Origin of the sequence: Bradyrhizobium sp. HKCCYLRH1034 (assembly GCF_051168375.1) — a bacterium.
Taxonomy (GTDB): Bacteria; Pseudomonadota; Alphaproteobacteria; order Rhizobiales; family Xanthobacteraceae; genus Bradyrhizobium.
The window spans coordinates 46682-66559 of record NZ_JBNPUW010000007.1; the positions used below are offsets into that span (position 1 = coordinate 46682).

At 64.3% G+C, this 19878-nt stretch carries 16 protein-coding genes; 9 read left to right on the plus strand and 7 right to left on the minus strand.

What is annotated here, in order from left to right:
• The first annotated feature begins 25 nt into the window (after nucleotides 1-25).
• The 4 genes from nthA to ACQR0W_RS17985 all read left to right on the plus strand — a co-directional run bounded on the left by nthA (nucleotide 26) and on the right by ACQR0W_RS17985 (nucleotide 2660).
• Nucleotides 26-661, plus strand: coding sequence for a nitrile hydratase subunit alpha (nthA, locus tag ACQR0W_RS17970; RefSeq protein ID WP_316187120.1), 636 nt, complete (start codon nucleotides 26-28; stop codon nucleotides 659-661).
• Complete coding sequence (gene nthB / locus ACQR0W_RS17975) at nucleotides 661-1323, plus strand: nitrile hydratase subunit beta (protein ID WP_316187121.1); 663 nt, start codon at nucleotides 661-663, stop codon at nucleotides 1321-1323. Before nthA ends, nthB begins: the two co-directional genes overlap by 1 nt.
• A complete protein-coding gene (locus ACQR0W_RS17980; RefSeq protein ID WP_316187122.1) occupies nucleotides 1320-1706 on the plus strand; it encodes a nitrile hydratase accessory protein in 387 nt (128 codons plus the stop codon). Before nthB ends, ACQR0W_RS17980 begins: the two co-directional genes overlap by 4 nt.
• 183 nt (nucleotides 1707-1889) lie before the next feature.
• Nucleotides 1890-2660 (plus strand): hypothetical protein, encoded by a 771-nt coding sequence (locus ACQR0W_RS17985; RefSeq protein WP_316172032.1) that lies wholly within the window; start codon nucleotides 1890-1892, stop codon nucleotides 2658-2660.
• Between the two features lie 52 nt (nucleotides 2661-2712).
• Here ACQR0W_RS17985 and queC read toward each other — a convergent pair whose 3' ends face one another.
• The gene (queC, locus tag ACQR0W_RS17990; RefSeq protein ID WP_316167993.1) at nucleotides 2713-3429 is read right to left on the minus strand and encodes a 7-cyano-7-deazaguanine synthase QueC; all 717 of its coding nucleotides are present in this window, start codon (nucleotides 3427-3429) and stop codon (nucleotides 2713-2715) included.
• A gap of 134 nt (nucleotides 3430-3563) precedes the next feature.
• Here queC and mazG point away from each other — a divergent pair, with 134 nt between their 5' ends.
• Nucleotides 3564-4382, plus strand: a complete 819-nt coding sequence (gene mazG / locus ACQR0W_RS17995; RefSeq protein ID WP_315751542.1) for a nucleoside triphosphate pyrophosphohydrolase — start codon at nucleotides 3564-3566, stop codon at nucleotides 4380-4382.
• A gap of 23 nt (nucleotides 4383-4405) precedes the next feature.
• Here the strand turns inward: mazG and ACQR0W_RS18000 are convergent, their stop codons facing one another.
• Complete coding sequence (locus tag ACQR0W_RS18000) at nucleotides 4406-5308, minus strand: LysR family transcriptional regulator (protein ID WP_316172031.1); 903 nt, start codon at nucleotides 5306-5308, stop codon at nucleotides 4406-4408.
• Between the two features lie 129 nt (nucleotides 5309-5437).
• Here ACQR0W_RS18000 and ACQR0W_RS18005 point away from each other — a divergent pair, with 129 nt between their 5' ends.
• The 4 genes from ACQR0W_RS18005 (at nucleotide 5438) to ACQR0W_RS18020 (ending at nucleotide 11798) form a co-directional block, all read left to right on the plus strand.
• Entirely contained in the window at nucleotides 5438-6811 is a 1374-nt protein-coding gene (locus ACQR0W_RS18005) for an MFS transporter (RefSeq protein ID WP_316172030.1), read from the plus strand.
• Nucleotides 6812-6834: 23 nt separating this feature from the next.
• Complete coding sequence (locus ACQR0W_RS18010; RefSeq protein WP_434840753.1) at nucleotides 6835-8520, plus strand: FAD-dependent oxidoreductase; 1686 nt, start codon at nucleotides 6835-6837, stop codon at nucleotides 8518-8520.
• A 16-nt stretch (nucleotides 8521-8536) separates the two neighbouring features.
• Nucleotides 8537-10270 (plus strand): thiamine pyrophosphate-requiring protein, encoded by a 1734-nt coding sequence (locus ACQR0W_RS18015; protein ID WP_316235154.1) that lies wholly within the window; start codon nucleotides 8537-8539, stop codon nucleotides 10268-10270.
• 338 nt (nucleotides 10271-10608) lie between these two features.
• Nucleotides 10609-11798 (plus strand): IS3 family transposase gene (locus ACQR0W_RS18020; protein ID WP_434840752.1). Its coding sequence is split into 2 segments (ribosomal slippage): nucleotides 10609-10858 and nucleotides 10858-11798, totalling 1191 coding nucleotides; the frame shifts between segments, so codons are not numbered across the junction.
• 116 nt (nucleotides 11799-11914) lie between these two features.
• Here ACQR0W_RS18020 and ACQR0W_RS18025 read toward each other — a convergent pair.
• The 5 genes from ACQR0W_RS18025 to ACQR0W_RS18045 form a co-directional block, all read right to left on the minus strand.
• Nucleotides 11915-13582, minus strand: a complete 1668-nt coding sequence (locus tag ACQR0W_RS18025; RefSeq protein ID WP_315751122.1) for an HNH endonuclease signature motif containing protein — start codon at nucleotides 13580-13582, stop codon at nucleotides 11915-11917.
• A 473-nt stretch (nucleotides 13583-14055) separates the two neighbouring features.
• Nucleotides 14056-15435, minus strand: coding sequence for a GTPase HflX (gene hflX, locus ACQR0W_RS18030; protein WP_315711897.1), 1380 nt, complete (start codon nucleotides 15433-15435; stop codon nucleotides 14056-14058).
• 27 nt (nucleotides 15436-15462) lie between these two features.
• Nucleotides 15463-15711 (minus strand): RNA chaperone Hfq, encoded by a 249-nt coding sequence (gene hfq / locus ACQR0W_RS18035; RefSeq protein ID WP_006613906.1) that lies wholly within the window; start codon nucleotides 15709-15711, stop codon nucleotides 15463-15465.
• 269 nt (nucleotides 15712-15980) lie between these two features.
• The gene (locus ACQR0W_RS18040; protein ID WP_315711893.1) at nucleotides 15981-17351 is read right to left on the minus strand and encodes a sigma-54-dependent transcriptional regulator; all 1371 of its coding nucleotides are present in this window, start codon (nucleotides 17349-17351) and stop codon (nucleotides 15981-15983) included.
• A 17-nt stretch (nucleotides 17352-17368) separates the two neighbouring features.
• Nucleotides 17369-19714 (minus strand): sensor histidine kinase NtrY-like, encoded by a 2346-nt coding sequence (locus tag ACQR0W_RS18045; RefSeq protein WP_315751121.1) that lies wholly within the window; start codon nucleotides 19712-19714, stop codon nucleotides 17369-17371.
• Between the last annotated feature and the right edge of the window lie 164 nt (nucleotides 19715-19878).

Here is a 19878-nt window from a genome sequence, read left to right on the forward strand (position 1 = left end):
GCCGGATTACGCCTATGGTTGTGCCATGACGGATCACGACCACCATCACGACCATCCGCACGATCACTCGGACCTGTCCGAGACCGATCTGCGGGTCCGCGCGCTCGAAAGCATCTTGACCGAGAAGGGATATATCGATCCCGCTGCGCTCGACGTGCTCATCGAGACCTATGAGAGCAAGGTCGGTCCCCGCAACGGCGCCCAGGTCGTGGCGCGTGCCTGGACCGACCCGGCCTATCGGGCACGCCTTCTTGCCGACGCCACGCCGGCGATCGGCGAGCTCGGCTATGCCGGCCGCCAGGGCGAGCACATCGTGGCGGTCGAGAACACGCCGGATCTGCACAACATGGTCGTGTGCACGCTGTGCTCCTGTTATCCGTGGCCCGTGCTCGGCCTGCCGCCGGTCTGGTACAAGGCGGCGCCCTATCGCGCCAAGGCGGTGAAGGATCCGCGCGGCGTCCTAAAGGATTTCGGCTTCGACTTGCCGCCGACGACGAAGATCCGGGTGTGGGATTCGACGGCCGAGGTCCGCTATTTCGTGCTGCCGATGCGTCCCGCGGGGACCGACGGCTGGAGCGCGGAGCGGCTCGCCGAGCTCGTCACGCGCGACAGTATGATCGGCACCGGCCTGCCGAAGCAACCGAACGAGGTAGGCCGCTGATGGATGGTGCGCATGACATGGGCGGCGTCGCCGGCTTCGGTCCGGTCCGCCCCGAGCCGAACGAGCCGGTGTTTCACGCCGAATGGGAGCGCCGCGCGTTCGCCATGACGCTGGCGATGGCGCCCCCCGGCGGCTGGAACATCGACATGTCGCGGTTCGCGCGCGAGAACCGTCCGCCGGACGACTACCTCGGCATGAGCTACTACCAGATCTGGCTCGCGGGCCTGGAACGGCTGATGCAGGAGCGGCATCTGGTCGACGCCGATGAGATCGCCGCCGGCAAGGTGCTGCATCCGGCCAAGCCCGTCGCCAAGATCCTCACTGCAGATGCCGTCGCGCCGACACTGCGTCGCGGTGGCCCGACCGAACGCGTGGCGACGCAGCCGGCGCTGTTCGCCGTCGGCGACAGTGTACGGGCCAAGGACATCCATCCGTCGACGCACACGCGGCTGCCGCGCTACGTGCGGGGCCATCTCGGCCGCGTCGCGGCGGTCAGAGGCATGCACGTGTTTCCGGACAGCAACGCCCATGGCGGCGGCGAAGATCCGCAATGGCTCTACACGGTGGCGTTCAGCGGTGCCGAGCTGTGGGCCGATGCGCCCGATCCGCTGCTGGAGGTTACGGTCGACGCTTTCGAGCCCTATCTGGAGCCAGCCCGATGACACCCGACCGTGAGGCGGCGGTCGCGGCGACGCGCGCCCTGCCCGGCATTCCCGTCGATGACAGCGGGCCCGTATTTCGCGAGCCGTGGGAAGCGCACGCCTTCGCGATGGCCGTCACGCTGCACGCCCGCGGGCTGTTCACCTGGCCCGAATGGGCCGCCGCGCTCGCCCAGGAGATTTCACGCGCGCAAGCGGCCGGCGACGCCGATTGCGGCGATACGTATTATCGACACTGGCTGGCGACGCTCGAACGTCTGGTCGCCGAGAAGGGCGTCACCTCCGCCGATGCGCTCGCGCGCTACCGCGACGCCTGGGATCACGCGGCCGATCGCACCCCACATGGCAAGCCCATCGAGCTCCGGCCCGAGGATTTTGCCGGCTGAGCGTTTCGCAGGCGTCCCGAGGATGCTTAATGCCCGGTGAGCGGGCGATCCTGCTTTTGATGGTGCGGTCTTAACGGCCGGCTATTCATGCCACGAACAGCCGTATTCGTTCGAAATTGAACATTCATCAGTGCGTCCGTAGCGTCCCGCATCTTCTTTGCCGAAGTTGAGGGGACGTTGAAAATGCCCGCGCCAGAGTTCGCCACCATCGTCGACACGCTCGCCGGCGTGCGTCAGGACTATCATGAGAAGCTCAAATCGATTCCGCAATACGAGGCCTTCCTGCTGATCGAGAGCTCGACCGAGAAGGCCGCCGGAGCCCTGCACGGCACCGAAGCGTCGGGCTCCTCCATCGCCACCGACGTGATCGACTCGCTGCAATATGCGCGCAACCGGTTCGAGCAGCACATGGCCTCGATCCCGGAATATCGCGTGCTGGTGGCGATCGACCGCGTGATCAAGGAGATCTCGCAGCATCTCGGCCTCGCGCCGCATGATGATGCGCCGGCCACAGAGAGCCTTGCCGCGGCCGCCGAACAGCCTGCCGAAGCCGCCGAGGCGGTGGCCAGCGCTGCGAGCGCCGACACGGATGCTCCCGCCGAAGAGGCCGTCGACCCGGCGCCGGAGCAGGCAGAAATGGCCGAGGACGAACCGGCCGCAGCGGAGCCGGTCGAAGCCGAGGCCCCGACCCTGCGTATCGTCGACAAGCCGGTGAAGTCGCCGTCGATCGTGCCCGCCGATCACGACGGTGCCGCCCACGACGACGACATCGTGGTGCTGAACGCGCCTGCCTGGGAGAAGAGCGGCAAGGACGCCAATCACGACATCACCGCGCGCCTCGTCGCGCAGGCGGCCTCCGCCGCAGCCAGTGAGGCCGATGACGGCCACGACCTCGCCGATGCGGATCTCGTCATCGTCAGCCAGCGTGAGCCGTCGGACAACGAAGCCGCCTGAGCGCTCGCCTGTCGCGCAACTCTCCGCGGGGCCCGAAGGCCCCGCTTCCGATTCAGGATGGCCCGCCCGCCGCGATGTATTCGCGCCATCCTTTGGCGCGCAGCTCGCAGGCGGGACACTGTCCGCAGCCATGCCCCCAATCGTGCCGTGCGCCGCGCTCGCCGAGATAACAGGTGTGCGACCGGTCGCGGATCAGGTCCACGAGCCCGGTGCCGCCGAGATCATGCGCCAACTGCCAGGTCGCGGCCTTCGACAGCCACATCAGCGGCGTGTGCAGCTCGAACGCGCGCGCCATGCCCAGGCTCAGCGCGCTCTGCAGCGCCTTGATGGTTTCGTCGCGGCAGTCAGGATAGCCCGAATAGTCCGTCTCGCACATGCCGCCGACGATGTGGCGGATGCCGCGGCGATAGGCGAGCGCCGCCGCAAAGGTCAGGAACACCAGATTGCGGCCCGGCACGAAGGTGTTGGGCAGGCCGTCAGCGCCCATCTCGATCGCGACGTCGCGCGTCAGCGCCGTCTCGGAGATCGCAGCCAGCGTTGGAATGTCCAGCGTGTGGCTGTCGCCGAGCTTTGCCGCCCAGTCGGGACGCAGGCGCGCGATGCCCTCGACCAGCCGGTCGCGGCAGGCGAGCTCGATCGCATGGCGCTGGCCGTAGGCGAATCCGATCGTCTCGACGCGCGCGAAGCGGTCGAGCGCCCAGGCCAGGCACGTCGTGGAATCCTGCCCGCCCGAGAACAGCACCAGGGCTGTCGTGTCCTGCTCACTCATGGCCCCCCGCTTAGCATCATCGACGGATCGGGCCAACCCGCGGAGCGATCCCGCGTAATCGCCCTTTTTGCTGGGAGCCGCGCGCGGCTTGGGGCATACAGGACACGATCGAACGATGCTGTCAGGACCTGCCCATGATCCCCTCCCGCGACATCTCACGCCTGATCGAGATCATGGCGGCGCTGCGCACGCCGGTCACCGGCTGCCCGTGGGATATCGAGCAGACGTTCCGGACCATCGCGCCCTACACCATCGAGGAAGCTTATGAGGTGGCCGATGCGATCACGCGCGACGATCTCGACGATCTGCGCGAGGAGCTCGGCGATCTCCTGCTGCAGGTGGTCTATCACGCCCGCATCGCCGAAGAACAAGGCGCGTTTGCATTCGGCGACGTCGTCGAGGGCATCACGAAGAAGATGATCCGCCGCCATCCGCATGTGTTCCCGGACAAGGACGGCAACGTCACTCAGCCCACCAAAGGCACATGGGACCGCATCAAGGCCGAGGAGAAGGCCGAGCGCGCCGCGCGGCGGCCGCCCGAGGCGCAGACGGGCAAGTCCTCACTGCTGTCAGGCATCAAGGCCGGACAGCCTGCGCTGGTCCGCGCGATGGAGCTGCAGCGCAAGGCCGCGACCGTCGGTTTCGACTGGAACGATCCGCGCGCGGTGTTGCAGAAGATCCGCGAGGAAGCCGACGAGATCGAGGCCGCGCTCGACAACAAGGATGCGACCGAGCTGACCGAGGAGACCGGCGATCTCCTGTTCGCGCTGGTCAATCTTGCCCGCCATGCCGAGGTGGATCCGGAGACCGCGTTGCGGGGCACCAACGCCAAGTTCGAGCGCCGTTTTGCGCACATCGAACAGGCGCTGACGGCCAAGGGCCGTACACTCGAACAAGCGTCGCTCGACGAGATGGACGAATTGTGGAACGAGGCGAAGCGACTGGAGAAGTAGCGTCCCCGTCTCCGAAGCCGTGATCAGCCGCCCTTCCGCGACAGCACGGCCTTTGCGATCTCGACGAAGCGCTGCGCGGCCGGCGACAATCCAAAGTCGGCGCGGCTCAGCAGCGAGACATGCCGATGGATCGTCGGCTGCGACAGCGGGATCGCGGCAAGCGTCGGAAATTGTGCCTTCGGCAGCATGTGCGCGGGCAGGATGCTGATGCCGGCGCCCTCCGCCGTGAGCGCCAGCGCGGTCGTGATCAGCGACACCTCCCACGCCGGCTTCAGCGCCCGCCCCGTCTGCGCCAGCGCTTCGTCGATCTGACGGCGGATGCGCGTGCCGTGACGAATCGTGATCAGATCGGAGCTCATGATGCCGTCCCAGGTCAGACGGCGGTGCTTCTCGAACCGGCCGTCCTTGATGCCGATCGCCGAGAGCGGACTTTGCATCAGTGTATCGATCCTGACCTCCGGCACGCCGTCGTCCTCGACGCTGCCGAGGCCGAACTCCGCGTGCCCGGCCATCACGATCGCGAGGAGTTCGTCGGGCGCGACATCACGCAGATCGATCCTCACCTCGGGATGGCGCGATCGAAACGTCGCAAACACGCGTGGAAGCAGCGCCGACGCGACGCCCGCTGAGACCGCGATGGAAATTCGGCCGGCCTTGATCTCGGCAAGGTCGCGCATCCGCTGCGACAGCCCCTGCGTCCCCGCCAGGATGCGTTCCGCGGCGGTGATCGCCTCACGGCAGGCCGCCGTCGGGTGCAGCGCCCGCGTCGTGCGATCGAACAGCTTGAGCTGAAAGTTCTCCTCGATCTGCCGGATCAGCAGGCTGATCGCCGACTGCGTGACGCGCAGCTCGGCGGCGGCCCTGGTGATGCTGCCGAGCCGATACACCAGGACCAGGGCCTCCAATTGCCGCAAGGTCGGGGGCATTAGCTTTCCTCATGAATGAATGAGAATTTTGTGGCTAATCGAAAGAGTTTGATCATGCAACATATTTGCAAACAGCCGGCGGCTGCTGCGAAGCGCGCCAGGCAACAACAAGCACATGGGGAGGGACATTTGACGCAAGCGATCAATCTCACGCGCTACGTCGACGATCGGCCGCTGTCGGGCTTCCAGATCAGGGTGATCTGCCTGTGCGCGCTGGTCGTCGGGCTCGACGGCTTCGATGCCCAGGCGCTCGGCTTCGTCGCCCCTGCCCTCAGCAAGGACCTGCATCTGGCGCCGGGCGCGTTGGGGCCCGTGTTCGGTGCGTCCCTGTTCGGCGTGATGATCGGCTCGCTGGTGTTCGGCGCGCTGGCCGACTATCTCGGGCGCAAATGGCTCGTCGTCGCCGGGGTTCTCGTGTTCGCGCTGGGATCGCTGGCGACCACCCAGGCCACCAGCGTATCCGACCTCGTCATCATTCGGTTCCTCACCGGCCTCGGGCTCGGCGGCGTCCTGCCCAACACGATCGCTCTGACCGGCGAATATTCGCCGCAGCGTCGCAGGACCCTGTTGATCATGCTGATGTTCATGACGGTGTCGCTCGGATCGGCGATCGGCGGAGCGGTCGCGGCGAAGCTCATCACCGCCTATGGCTGGCAGATCATCTTTCTCATCGGCGGCATTCTGCCGCTCATCCTCTGTCCGGTTCTCATTATCTGGCTGCCGGAATCGCTCTCGCTGCTGGCTCTCGACCACAACAAGAATGTTCGCGTGCGCGCGCTGCTGAGCCGGATCGATCCGTCGGACCGCCTCCCCGCCGACGCGCGCTTTACGATCATCGAGGAGAGCGGCAAGGGCTTCCTGCTGCCGCAGTTGTTCACCAAGCGGCGCCTGCTCCCGACCCTGCTGCTGTGGGTGATGTTCTTCATGAACATGATGGACATCTATTTCCTCAACAGCTGGCTGCCGACGCTCACACATGGTGTCGGGCTTGACGTCCAGGCGGCGATCGCCGTCGGCATCGCCTTCCAGCTCGGCGGCATGCTTGGCACCGTCGGGCTCGGCCTGCTGATCGAAAAGTTCGGCTTCGATCGCGTCCTGTTCGCGACCTACGTTGCCGGCTTCCTCTCGATCATCACCATCGGTATCGCGGGAGCCTCGTTGCCGATTCTCGTGCCGGCCGTCTTCATTGCCGGCGTCGCGGTGATCGGCGGACAGATCGGCTGCAACGCCTACGCGGCGCGCATCTATCCGACCTACATCCGCGGCACCGGCATCGGCTGGGCACTGGGCATCGGCCGCTTCGGCTCGATCCTCGGCGTCACGATCGGCGGGTTGATGCTCGCGGCGAAATGGGACGTGTCCTCGCTGTTTCAGGCCAGCGCGGTGCCGCAACTGTTCTCGGCACTGGTGATCCTGGCCCTTGCCGTCCTCGGCATGCGCGGCAGTCTTCCGACCGCCGACGGCACGCAGCGGGATGCGCTTTCGACAGCCGAGCGTGCCTAGGTTCAGAGCAGAAGAGAACTGACATGAAGACGATTCAAACCCAGGTGCTCATCGTGGGCGCCGGTCCGGTCGGACTGACCGCCGCCATGGATCTCGCCTCGCGCGGCATCGAGGTCGTGGTCGCGGAGATCAGGCGCGCCGGAGAGCCGCCCAACGTAAAATGCAACCACGTCTCCGCGCGCTCGATGGAGGTGTTCCGCCGCCTTGGCATCGTCCAACAAGTGCGCGAAGGCGGCCTGCCGGCCGACTTTCCCAACGACTGCGCCTATCGCACCACGGTCGTCGGCCGCGAGCTGACGCGCATCCCGATTCCGTCCCGCAAGGACCGCTATACGGCGACCGGTGGGCCCGACACCGATTGGCCGACGCCCGAGCCGCCCCATCGCATCAACCAGATCTATCTCGAGCCCATCCTGTTCGCTTGCGCCGAGGCGCAACGCGGCATCACGATCCTGAACCGCGTCGAGGTCGATCGGTTCGACCAGGATGAAAACGGCGTGATCGCGCGGGCACGCGATCTCGACGCCGGCCGAGACATCACCATTTCGGCCGATTATCTGATTGGCTGCGACGGTGGCCGCTCCGCGGTGCGCAAGCTGATCGGCGCGCGGCTCAGCGGCACCGATGTCGTGCAGCGGGTGCAGTCGACCTACATCCATGCCCCTGCGCTGAAGGACCTGATCACCCAGAAGCCGGCCTGGATGACGATGTCGCTCAACCCGCGGCGCTGCGGCACCACCGTCTCCATCGACGGCCGCGACAACTGGCTGATCCACAACCACCTCGCGGCCGAGGAAGTCGAATTCGACAGTGTCGATCGCGATTGGGCGTTGCGCACCATTCTCGGTGTCGACGACCGTTTCGAGTACGAGGTCATCAGCAAGGAGGACTGGATCGGACGCCGCCTGGTGGCGGATCGCTTTCGCGATCGCCGTGCCTTCATCTGTGGCGATGCGGCGCATCTGTGGATTCCCTATGCGGGCTACGGCATGAATGCCGGGATCGCCGATGCGGTCGACCTGTGCTGGATGCTCGCCGGCGTGCTGCACGGCTGGGCTGCCCCTGCCCTGCTGGACGCCTATGAGGCGGAGCGGCAGCCGATCACCGAGCAGGTGTCGCACTTCGCGATGAACCATGCGCTCGCCGTGATGAGCCAGCGACGCAGCGTGCCTGCCGAAGTCGAAATGGACGGCCCCGTGGGCGATGAGGCGCGCCGCAAGGTGGGACAGGCGGCCTACGACCTCAACGTGCAGCAATATTGCTGCTCCGGCCTGAACTTCGGCTACTACTACGACCGGTCACCGGCCATTTCGTACGATGGCGAGACGCCGCCGCCCTACGGCATGGGCCATTTCACCGCGTCGACCGTGCCGGGCGCACGCTCCCCGCATGTGTGGCTCGCCGATGGCCGCTCGCTGCTCGACGCGCTCGGCCCGGCCTATACGCTGGTCCGGTTCGATCCAACCATCAATGCCGAGGCGCTGGTCGCGGCCGCAGCCCGCCAGGGCGTTCCCTTGACGCTCGTCGACGTCGACCGGGCCAAGGCCGGCTACGACTTCGCTGACAGCCTGCTCGTGGTGCGACCGGATTCGCACATCGCCTGGCGCGGCGCGGCCGCACCTCAGGAGCCCGACGATCTGTTGGACCGCCTGCGCGGCCTCACAATCCAGGCTGAGGCCGTGCGCCGTGACAATGCCGTCGTCGCCTGATCCTCGCCAGCGCGCCATGACACGCCACACCACCGCGCACTACTTCCTCGAGGCGCTCGTCGAGAGCGGCATCGACTACATCTTTGCCAATCTCGGCACCGATCATGTCTCGCTGATCGAGGAACTTGCACGCTGGGACAGCGAAGGTCGACGGCACCCCGAGGTGATCCTGTGCCCCCACGAGGTGGTCGCGGTGCACATGGCGATGGGCCATGCGAGCGCGACCGGCCGCGGTCAGGCCGTGTTCGTCCACGTCGATGCCGGCACGGCGAACGCGTGCATGGGCATTCAGAACGCCTTTCGCTACCGGCTGCCGGTGCTGCTGTTCGCTGGGCGGGCTCCGTTCGCGCTGCATGGCGAGCTGCCGGGAGGACGTGACACCTACGTCCACTTCGTGCAGGAGAGCTTCGATCAGGGCAGCGTCGTGCGGCCCTATGTCAAATGGGAATACACGCTGCCGTCGGGCGTCGTCGTCAAGGAGGCGGTGGCCCGCGCTGCCGCGTTCATGCACAGCGATCCGCCCGGCCCGGTCTACATGATGCTGCCGCGAGAAACCCTTGCCGAGACCTGGGACGAACAGGCGATGCCGGCCTACCCGGCCGCGCGCTATGGCAGCGTCAAAGCGGGAGGCATCGAGCCGGAACGCGCGAAGGCGATCGCGGACGCGCTGATGAAGGCGGACAATCCGATCGCACTGACCGCTTATCTCGGACGCACCGCCGAGGCCGTCTCTGTGCTGGAGCGGCTGGCGCTGGTCTGCGGAATCCGGGTCGCCGAGTTCAATCCCATCACGATGAACATCTGCCAGGACTCCCCTTGCTTTGCTGGCGCCGACCCTGCCGCGCTTATTGCTGGCGCCGATCTCGGACTGCTCATCGACATCGACGTCCCCTTCATTCCGCAGATGCTGAAGGCGGCCGATCGGCTGCGCTGGATTCAGATCGACATCGACGCCCTGAAGGCGGACATCCCGATGTGGGGATTTGCCACCGACCTCCGCATTCAGGGCGATTCGGCCGTCATTCTTCGGCAGGTCCTGGAGATCATCGTTGCCCGTGGCGACGACGCCTATCTCACGAGAGTGCGCGACCGGATCGCGAGCTGGCAGCCGGCACGCGAGGCCGCGCAGGCGAAACGGATATCTGCAGCTGCACAGAAGGGCCGGATCGGAGCGATCAACCCGGCCTATTTGTTTGCGCGGTTGCAGGCGCTGCTGTTGGAGGACGACATCGTCCTCAACGAGGCGGTCCGCAACGCGCCAATCCTGCAACAGCAGCTTCGCCGCACCAAGCCGATGACCTATGTGGGCCTGGCCGGCGGCGGCCTCGGCTTCAGCGGCGGCATGGCGCTCGGACTCAAGCTAGCCAATCCGTCACGCCGCGTCGTGCAGGTCGTCGGCGACGGCGCCTACCATTTCGCTGCGCCGGATTCCGTCTACGCCGTAGCGCAGCAGTATCAGCTGCCAATCCTGACCGTGATCCTCGACAACAACGGATGGCAGGCGGTGAAGGCATCGGTTCAGCGCGTCTATCCGGACGGCGTGGCACAGCAGACCGACTCATTTCTTTCCCGGCTCTGCACCGGCCGTCAGGACGAGCAGCGTCGTCTTGCCGACATCGCCTGCGCATTCGGCGCCCATGGCGAGCGGGTCGACGATCCCGAGGCGCTCGATGCAGCCATCGAACGCTGCATCGCAGCCGTCGATGGCGGTCGCGCCACGGTGCTGCACGTCGACATCACGCCGCTTTAGTTCGATCGAGCGCGACCAAATGGCGCGGCCTGATTCGGCGCGACGGTCAGTTGTGCAGAGATGTAGACGACCAGTGCGGCCTACCCACAGCAGCAAACAACAATCCGCTCCGCCACGACATCACGTTTGACGCTATCAGCGCGTACCGCTCCTTCTGCGCGGTACCTGTGACGATTGGCGAGAAGCCCAGCGGGATCGAGGCCACGCTTCTTGACAGTCGAGCGGTGCCAACGACGATCTACAACACCTCCTTGCCTACATCGAACTCGTCCCTGCTGACCTTGCCCCTGGGGCTTAATCCAGTTTGAAGTTCGTTCTGGCCCAACGAGGACCAGAGCATGAAGCGCAGCCGCTTTACGGAAGAGCAGATCATCGGGATTTTGAAGGAGCACGAGGCTGGCGTTCCGGTCGCCGATCTCTGCCGCAAGCATGGCGTGAGCGACGCCAGCATTTACAAGTGGAAGGCCAAGTTCGGCGGAATGGACGTCTCGGAGGCCAAGCGTCTGAAGACGCTGGAGGACGAGAACACGCGGCTCAAGCGGCTGCTGGCGGACGCCATGCTGGACAATGCCGCCCTGAAGGATCTCCTGGGAAAGAAGTGGTGACGCCTGCGGCGAAGCGGAGAGCTGTCGCACATCTCGTGCGCGTTCACGGGATGAGCGAACGGCGGGCGTGTAAAGCCATCGGCTGTTGCCGCATGACGGTCAGATATCGGACGAGCTGGGCCGATGATGCCGGGCTGCGGGAGCGCATGAGGGCGATCGCCCATGAGCGTCGCCGCTTCGGCTATCGTCGCCTGCACGTCATGCTCAAGCGGGAGGGCTACCTGGTCAATCACAAGAAGCTGTTCCGGCTGTACCGGGAGGAACGGCTCACGGTGCGCCGCAGAGGTGGCCGCAAGCGCGCTATCGGGACGCGAGCGCCGATGACGGTGCCGCTGCTCCCGAATGATCGCTGGTCACTCGACTTTGTGTCGGATCAGATGACCGATGGCCGGCGCTTCCGCATCCTGACCGTGGTCGACGACTGCACCCGCGAGTGCCTGGCGCTGGTGGCCGACACTTCACTCTCGGGCGCCCGGGTCGCCCGGGAGCTGGACCGGCTGGTCGCCGAGCGCGGCAAGCCCAAGATGGTGGTGAGCGACAACGGCAGCGAGCTCACGAGCAATGCCATCCTGACATGGACCGATCAGAGCCGTGTCGCCTGGCACTACATCGCGCCGGGCAAACCCATGCAGAACGCCTTCATCGAGAGCTTCAACGGTCGCCTGCGGGATGAACTGCTGAACGAGACGCTGTTCACCTCGCTTGCTCAGGCCCGCGTCGCGCTCCGATGCTGGCGGACCGACTATAACGACGCTCGGCCGCACTCCCAGCTCGGATGGAAGACGCCATCCGAGTTCGCCGCCACCTGCAATCCGCGTCGGGATCTGGCGCTGCGCTATGCCGAGAGCTCCGCGCCAGCTCCCGCCGCTACGACCGCCCAGATGAACACATCAAACCGCCCGAACGAACTCAGATCTGGATAAAACTTGGGGGCAAGGTCACTGCAGACGAGGCCACTCTGGACGCTGTCTTGCCTGAAGGTGTCGACAGCTGTGGAACGACACGGAGAAAGCAACTTGGACACGAGGTACAAAATGCATCATGCCGAGCTTCGAGACAGACCAGGTGACTCTTCCAATCTGGCTAGGGATGCTTCTAGATCAGCGATTGCGCTCCCATATCGCGCGCTTGCCACGCTCCGGGCCCTAAGCAGGTGCGCCCGTGCTTCCTCCAGACGCTTCACGTGCAAGCAGGCCCGCACACGTGCAGCATGTATCGGAAACCTATGCCCTCCATAGCGACTGGCGCGTTCGAAAAACCGCATTGCGAGATCCAGATCAGATCTACAACGAGCAGTCAAAGTGCCTAGCATCGTCCAGAACTCTGCTTCATCGACACCGAAGAGCACGTCGTGGCCGAACGCGTCTTGTCCAAAAAAGCGCCGCCGCGCATCCGTCAAGATGTTCGCGAGTTGGTTCGGAGCTTCGAGATCAGCCTCAAACTTGGATAACAGATTAATATCGAACCACTTTTCATCCACAATGGACCTGCAAGCAATCCAAGCCTTGAAATTGTGGGCATGATCGAATCCCTGACGCAATGCCTCCGAAAGAAACGAGAGTGCATCATTCACAATGGTCAATCCTCTGCTTCGATCTTGCGAATATGCAGCAGTCGAAGCCTCGCCTATGACGTGTGCCACACGGCTCAACGCAGGACGAAATCCGAAATCGATGCCCGTCCAAAATGCGTCTATCGACTTGGTATATTGAAATGTTTGTCGATAGAAGATTGGACGATATTTCGCAGCCGCGCCGTACTCTAAAAGCTCGGGGCTTTCTAAGGTTTGGCCTATAGCGGCTATTCGTTCATCGTACTCCGCGACCGACCTCAGGGGGAGCAATCTTGCTTTCGAGTATTCCACGAGCAAAGACTGCAGCAACGCCGACGAGGATCTAACGAGAGAAAGGCTGCGTTTCGCGCAGCGTTCAGCTTCGCTGAACGAGCGTTCTTGATGTGATTGAAGTCGCTGCAAGCGACCTCGCCACCTGACCACGGATGACTTTACAATTAAACTATAAGCCAATGCGTCACGATCGTCAGCTGAACCACTAACGGAATCGAGCTTGTCGTTCAGCGACTTCGCCAGCGTTAGCTTTCTCTGTGCATCGAATACACCGTATTCATCCCTTAAGAAAAGCAGCATAAGCGAAACCGCGACGGGCACTTTTCGCGGGTCTACTATCGTTTTCAGTATAGCGATGCTCGCCTGCAGCCCCTTCTCCCATCGAGACGAGGAATAGTCGTTCTCCAACAACGTAGTTTTGAGCTCAAGTCGCGCCAGCTCCACCCATTGCACGGCAGTTTCAACCAAGGGATTGAGCGCAATGTCGCCCAGGACACGCTCTGCCTGCCGGAGAAGACTGCGCCCCTCTTTTGGTCCACTCAGGGTCGCCTCATTCATCAGGTCATATATTCGACCGACCCTGACATCTTGCGCCAACTCGTGGTGGTCGAACCTAAATGGACTACTCTGAAACAAGTCGTCCACGAATCTGGCGACGTGACGAGCCTTGTTAATGACCATCTGGAAAAGAATCGCCGGCGGGTATTCGCTCGGCTTCTCTTGATCGATCAGGTGATGGTGCTTTCGGCAAAGCAGCATCAAGTTGTTCTCAGAATCGAGATCGACGTGCGGAAACGACGCTTTGAATTCGGATCGACTACCCTCATTCACCGGCAGGATGTGACAGAGCTCGCCGATCATCTCGATGTGCCCATTGGACCATCTTGCTGCGATTTCCCCACAAGCCCCGTACTCACAGCGGCCAATCGATCTCATAAAGATCGAGGTTCGGACACTCTGTCGGATTTTTTCTCTTGAGGCCATACGCGCAACCCGCATGTCGCTCGACAAAATAATCTGATTTAGACGAAAGGCGCTTCTGAACGGCGTGGCTGTTGGCAGCTCTTGATACAAGGCAATATTGAGAATTAACACGTTTTAGTTGTAAGTTTTCTATGTGTAAAGTCATCTGCGTCTATGAGCGGAGATGGCTGTGAGAGCCGTTCAATCGGCTGCATCCGTTTGATTCTGCTGCGCGATGATGCTGATGTGGCTTACTAGGCGACCGCCGGAGACGCTCAAAGAATATAGAGAATAAGCGCTCAAATCAGCTGATTTGGATGATTGCCGCTCGATCGCGGGGCAATCGATAGTGGTCGGGTACCTTTACTGTTTCACGCCACCCGCGGCACGCCGTGATAGCGCTCGACCACGATGTCGCGCTTGGTGGCGTCGACGCGCACGGTCATGTCGTAGCGGCCTTCGTTCAGCTCCTTGGCCAGCACCTCGGCGTTGCGATGCAGCCAGGAGATGCCGGCGCCGTCGGCAGCGTCGATGGTGAGATCGAGCGTGGTCCGCGCCGCCGCGAGACGGTCCTCGATCGTCTGCAGGAGCGCGTCGACGCCGTCCCCGGTCTGGGCCGAGACCAGCAGGCATGGCCGCTCCGGCGGCCGACGCCCGGCGATGTTGGCGAGGTTCTCGCGCGCTGCCTGGTCGAGACGGTCGATCTTGTTCCAGACCTCGATGATGGTGTCGGTGGCCTCGGGATCGATGCCGAGCTGGCTGAGCACCAGCTCGACATCGTGCTGCTGCGCCTCGGCATCCTCGTGCGACATGTCGCGGACGTGCAGGATCACGTCGGCCTCCAGCACCTCCTCGAGCGTGGCGCGGAAGGCGGCGACGAGCTGCGTCGGCAGGTTGGAGATGAAGCCCACGGTGTCCGACAGCATCGCCTTGCCGCCATGCGGCAGCGTGATCGCGCGCAAGGTCGGGTCAAGCGTCGCGAACAGCATGTCGGCGGCCTGGACGTCGGCGCGCGTCAGGCGATTGAACAGCGTCGACTTGCCGGCATTGGTGTAGCCGACCAGCGCCACGACGCGATACGGCACGCGCTGGCGTCCGGCGCGATGCAGCCGCCGCGTCGCCTGGACCTTCTTCAACTCGTTCTCGAGCCGCGTGATGCGGTCGCCGATCAGGCGGCGGTCGGCCTCGATCTGGGTCTCGCCGGGACCGCCCATGAAGCCGAAGCCGCCGCGCTGGCGTTCGAGATGGGTCCAAGACCGCACCAGACGGCTGCGCTGATAGTTGAGATGCGCGAGCTCGACCTGCAGCGCGCCCTCCTTCGTCTTGGCGCGGCGGCCGAAGATCTCCAGGATCAAGCCGGTGCGGTCGAGCACCTTGGTGTTCCAGGCCTTCTCAAGGTTTCGCTGCTGGATCGGCGACAGCGCGCAATCCATCACCACCAGCTCGACGCCATGGCCGGCGATCACACCCGCAATCTCTTCGACCTTGCCCTTGCCGAGATAGGTCGCAGGGCGGATTTGCCCGATCGGCGCGAGAATGGCCTCGGCCACCGTCAGGTCGATGGCCCGCGCGAGGCCCGCCGCCTCGTCGATCCGTGCCTCGAAATCACGCATGTCGGATTGGCCTGCTTGCGCGCCATCGTCGCCGCGGCGCGCTCGCAAGTAGGGGCCGACCACGATGACGAGCCCGGTCCCCTTATTGTCATCCGGCCTCGACAGGCCGATGGTCCCTTCGCGATCGCGGGGTTCCAATCAGGTCACTCTCACGTCAGGTCACACTCACGCAGACGCGTCCTCGCCGCCTTCGAACAACTGGATCGGCGCGCCCGGCATGATGGTGGAGATCGCATGCTTGTAGACGAGCTGCGAGTGACCGTCGCGCCGGAGCAGCAGGCAGAAATTGTCGAACCATGTGACAATACCCTGCAGTTTCACGCCATTGACCAGGAAGATCGTGAGCGGCGTCTTGGTCTTGCGGACATGGTTGAGAAAGGTGTCTTGTAGGTTTTGTGCGCGGTCGGCCGCCATTGTTGTTATCTCGCAGTCTTGTGCTTTTTCTTATTGAACCTTCGATGACCCGATCGCAGGCCCCGGATTCATCGAGGTGACCCATGGTCCATTGAGATCCCCCTCGAGGGACCATGGGATGCCGGATTAGAAGACAGGCGAGCATATTAGGCAAGCCGCTTGCAAGGAGGCCGGTTCCAAAAGAACCGGATTCATCCGTAAAATTCCGGAAATGGACGAATTTTCCAATGTAAATTCGTCCAGTCGGCAAGTTTGGCCGAGCTGGAGCCTCAGCCGACGCCGAGCGCCTTCAGCTTGCGATGCAGGGCGGACCGCTCCATGCCCACGAACTCGGCCGTGCGCGAGATGTTGCCGGAGAAGCGGCTGATCTGGGCGATGAGATAGTCGCGCTCGAACACCTCGCGTGCCTCGCGCAACGGCAGTCCCATGATGTGCTCGCCATTGTTGCTGGTCGGCATCGCCGGCACCATCGATCCCACATCCGGCGGCAGCATGTCGGCGGTGATGATCACCTCCGGTCCGCCGGCGGCCAGAATCATGACGCGCTCGACGTTGTTGCGAAGCTGACGGACGTTGCCGGGCCACACATGCGACTGCAGCACGGCCATGGCGTCCTGGCCGATCTGCCGCTTCGGCAGGCCGGTCGTGGCCGAAATCTGCTCCATGAAATAGTCGATCAGCTCCGGAATGTCCTCGCGGCGCTCCGACAGCGGCGGAACCCGGATCGGAACCACCGACAGACGGTGATAGAGGTCCTCGCGGAAACGCCCGGCGGCAATCTCCTCCTCGAGATTCCGTGCGGTCGAGGAGATGATGCGCACGTCGACGTGCACCTTGGTGGTGCCGCCGGCGCGCTGGAACGTCTGGTCGACCAGCACGCGCAGGATCTTGTTCTGCGTCTCGCGCGGCATGTCGGCGATCTCGTCGACGAACAGCGTGCCGCCGTGGGCCTCTTCGAGCGCGCCGGTCTTGCGCGCCTGCTCGCCATTGGACTGCTCGATGCCGAACAGCTCCTCCTCCATCCGCTCCGGCGTGATCGCGGCGGCGTTGATGACGACGAACGGGCCCTCGGAGCGCGGCGACTGAGCGTGCAGCGAACGCGCGGCGAGCTCCTTGCCCGAGCCGGGAGGGCCGACGATCAGGATGCGGCTGTTGGCCTTGGCGGCGCGCTCGATGGTCTGGCGCAACTGGTTCATCGATGGCGAGCGGCCGGTCATGCTGCTCGCGGTCGGCGCCAGCTGCTTGAGCTCTCGCACCTCGCGCTTGAGCCGGGAATTCTCCAGCGCACGCGTCGCTACCAGAATCAGCCGGTCGGACTTGAACGGCTTCTCGATGAAGTCATAGGCGCCGCGCTTGATCGCGGCGACCGCCGTTTCGATGTTGCCGTGGCCGGAGATCATCACGACCGGAAGGTCGGGATGGTCCTTCTTGATCTGCTCGAGGAGCTGCAGACCGTCGAGCTTGGAGCCCTGCAGCCAGATGTCCAGGAACACCAGGTTGGGACGGCGGCTCGTGATCTCCGCGAGCGCCGAATCGCTGTCGCGCGCGGTTCGCGTCGTGAAGCCTTCGTCATCCAGGATGCCGGCGACCAGCTCCCGGATATCGGCTTCATCGTCGACAATCAGAATATCACTCGCCATGGGTCACGCCTGTCTCGTCAGCTGCCGGTTGCGGCTTGGATTTTTGGTTCATCATTGGTCGTTTGAACCGTGTCAGCGGTTTCGCCGCCAACCTCGGTCTTCTGCGCATTGTCAGACGCCGCCGCCTGCTCCTTCGCGCCCGTCTTCGCGGCCTGGCCGGAGACGGCAAAGCGCAGCCGCATCCAGGCGCCGCGCTGGCCGGGACGGAAATCGGACGCGTCCTTCAGCTCGAGCTTGCCGCCATGGTCTTCCAGCACGCGGCCGACGATCGCGAGCCCGAGGCCGGTGCCCTTGGCGCGGGTCGTGACATAGGGCTCGAGCAGCCGCTGCCGTGCCACCTTCGGCAGGCCGATGCCGTTGTCGATGACGTCGATCAGCACGTCCTCACCCTCGCGCGAGGCGACCACGTCGATACGGCCCTTGCCGAGCTCCGCCTCTGGCACCACCTCGATCGCCTCGGTGGCGTTCTTGATGATGTTGGTCAGCGCCTGCGAGATCAGGCGGCGATCGAACTGCGCGCGCAAGGGGTCCTGCTTGATCTCGGTCTCGATGTCGATCTCGGGATGCGCGACCTTCATCAGGAACACGGCCTGCCGCACGGTGTCGGCGACGTCCTCGCCTTCCATCACCGGCTTCGGCATCCGCGCGAACCGCGAGAACTCGTCGACCATTCGCCTGATGTCGTCGACCTGCCGCACGATCGTCTCGGTACATTGCTCAAATATCGCCTTGTCCTCGGTGATGACCTTGCCGAATTTGCGGCGAATTCGCTCTGCGGACAGTTGAATTGGCGTCAGCGGATTCTTGATCTCATGCGCGATGCGCCGCGCGACGTCGCCCCAGGCCGAGGTGCGCTGCGCCGACACCAGCTCGGTGATATCGTCGAGCGTGATGATGTAGCTGTCGCGCGCCTGGTTGGTCTGCTCGGCGGTGACGCGCACCGACAGATTGCGCTCGTGGCCGTCGCGCTGGATCGTGATCTGACCCTGCACCAGCCGCTGCTTGCCCTCGCGCGCGGTCTTCATCATATCGTCGAGCTCGGGCAGCACGTCGGAGAGCGGATGATCGAGCACCTCCTGCTCGGCATGTCCGATCAGCTTCTCGGCCGAGCGGTTGAGGATGCCGACGCTGCCAGAGGCATCGACGCCGATGATGCCGGCGGAGGCCGACGACAGCACCGCCTCGATGAAGCGGCGCCGGCTGTCGATCAATTCGCTGGCGCTGACCAGCTCGTCGCGCTGGGTGCGCAGCTCCTGGGTCATCTTGTTGAAGGTCTGGCCGAGCTGGGCGAGATCGCCCTCCGAGCGATGCACCGGGACCTGGACGTTGAGATCGCCGGTCGACACGGTGTTGGCGGCATTCATCAATTGCCGGATCGGCGCCACCAGCCAGTTGGCGAAGTTCAGCCCGATCAGCACCGAGGCCATCAGGATGGTCAGCGCGATCACCGCGAACATCAGCGCGAAGGCGATCTGGATGCCGAAGCGCCGCGCCTCGACCTGGGCGTATTCGGCGACCGACAGCTCGGTCTGCTTGAGCTGCTCGACGACCTGCGGATCGAGCGGACGCGCGACGTAGAGGAAGGTGTCGTTGAACGCGCGCAGCCGGATCACCGCGGCGACGTAGTTCGACTCCGGCAGGACCGCGATCTCGGGCTCCTCCTCCCGGACATTGTTGAGGAACTCGGGCGCCGGCGGCGAATAGGCCAGTTGCACCCCGCCGGTCTCGGCCCAGACGATCGGGTTGGTGTTCTTGTCGATGATCATCGCGCCGGGCAGATTGCGCGAGGCGGCGCTGGTGGTGAGCAGCTCGCGGAAGCTGGCGCGGTCCTGGTCGAACAGCGGCCGCGCGCGTGCGATGTCGGTCGCCATGCCGATGATGTCGCCGCGGATGAACTGCGCGTGCTCCTGCATGTAGGCGCGCGCAATGGTCAGCGAGTTCTGGATCGCGACTTTCGCTGGTCCGGAGAACAGCCGGTCGAGGCCGCGATCGATGGTGACGTTGGCCGCCACGGCGACCAGCACCGCCGGCAGGACCGCGATCACCGAGAACAGGCTGACGATCTGGACGTGCAGCCGCGCCGCCGCCCGGCCGCGCCGGCGGGCCTGCACCACCTGCCAGACCTCGCGGATGATGATCCCGACCAGGACCAGGATCGTTCCGGCGTCGATCAGGTAGAAGGTCTTGACCACGTCGGTCGTGGGCTCGACCGGGGTCAGCCCGACCAGCACGATGAAGGTGAGGAAGGCCGACAGCAGCGCCAGCGCCACCGCCACCGGCGCCAGCCAGGTGCGCCAGGTCCAGCGCCGGCCCTCGGTGGACGACGAATCGAAGGGGGTGGCCGATGTCTCTGCGCTGGTCATTCCGGCAAGGTGGGTGATGCTGAACGCGGCACGTCCGGGAATCGGACTGATGCATTCCTACCACGCTGTTGCCAAATTGCGACAAATCCGCGGCGCCGGAGCGCGTCGCGGATTTGTCTACATTAATTCTCACCTGAGGCGGGTCCGAGCCCGCCGTAGAGGTA

What these genes read in the sequence shown, in the direction of transcription:
- nthA (WP_316187120.1), top strand. Translation starts at nt 26, where the DNA reads ATGACGGATCACGACCACCATCACGACCATCCGCACGATCACTCGGAC.
- nthB (WP_316187121.1), top strand. Translation starts at nt 661, where the DNA reads ATGGATGGTGCGCATGACATGGGCGGCGTCGCCGGCTTCGGTCCGGTC.
- ACQR0W_RS17980 (WP_316187122.1), top strand. Translation starts at nt 1,320, where the DNA reads ATGACACCCGACCGTGAGGCGGCGGTCGCGGCGACGCGCGCCCTGCCC.
- ACQR0W_RS17985 (WP_316172032.1), top strand. Translation starts at nt 1,890, where the DNA reads ATGCCCGCGCCAGAGTTCGCCACCATCGTCGACACGCTCGCCGGCGTG.
- queC (WP_316167993.1), bottom strand. Translation starts at nt 3,429, where the DNA reads ATGAGTGAGCAGGACACGACAGCCCTGGTGCTGTTCTCGGGCGGGCAG.
- mazG (WP_315751542.1), top strand. Translation starts at nt 3,564, where the DNA reads ATGATCCCCTCCCGCGACATCTCACGCCTGATCGAGATCATGGCGGCG.
- ACQR0W_RS18000 (WP_316172031.1), bottom strand. Translation starts at nt 5,308, where the DNA reads ATGCCCCCGACCTTGCGGCAATTGGAGGCCCTGGTCCTGGTGTATCGG.
- ACQR0W_RS18010 (WP_434840753.1), top strand. Translation starts at nt 6,835, where the DNA reads ATGAAGACGATTCAAACCCAGGTGCTCATCGTGGGCGCCGGTCCGGTC.
- ACQR0W_RS18015 (WP_316235154.1), top strand. Translation starts at nt 8,537, where the DNA reads ATGACACGCCACACCACCGCGCACTACTTCCTCGAGGCGCTCGTCGAG.
- ACQR0W_RS18025 (WP_315751122.1), bottom strand. Translation starts at nt 13,582, where the DNA reads ATGATCGGCGAGCTCTGTCACATCCTGCCGGTGAATGAGGGTAGTCGA.
- hfq (WP_006613906.1), bottom strand. Translation starts at nt 15,711, where the DNA reads ATGGCGGCCGACCGCGCACAAAACCTACAAGACACCTTTCTCAACCAT.
- ACQR0W_RS18040 (WP_315711893.1), bottom strand. Translation starts at nt 17,351, where the DNA reads ATGGCGAGTGATATTCTGATTGTCGACGATGAAGCCGATATCCGGGAG.
- ACQR0W_RS18045 (WP_315751121.1), bottom strand. Translation starts at nt 19,714, where the DNA reads ATGACCAGCGCAGAGACATCGGCCACCCCCTTCGATTCGTCGTCCACC.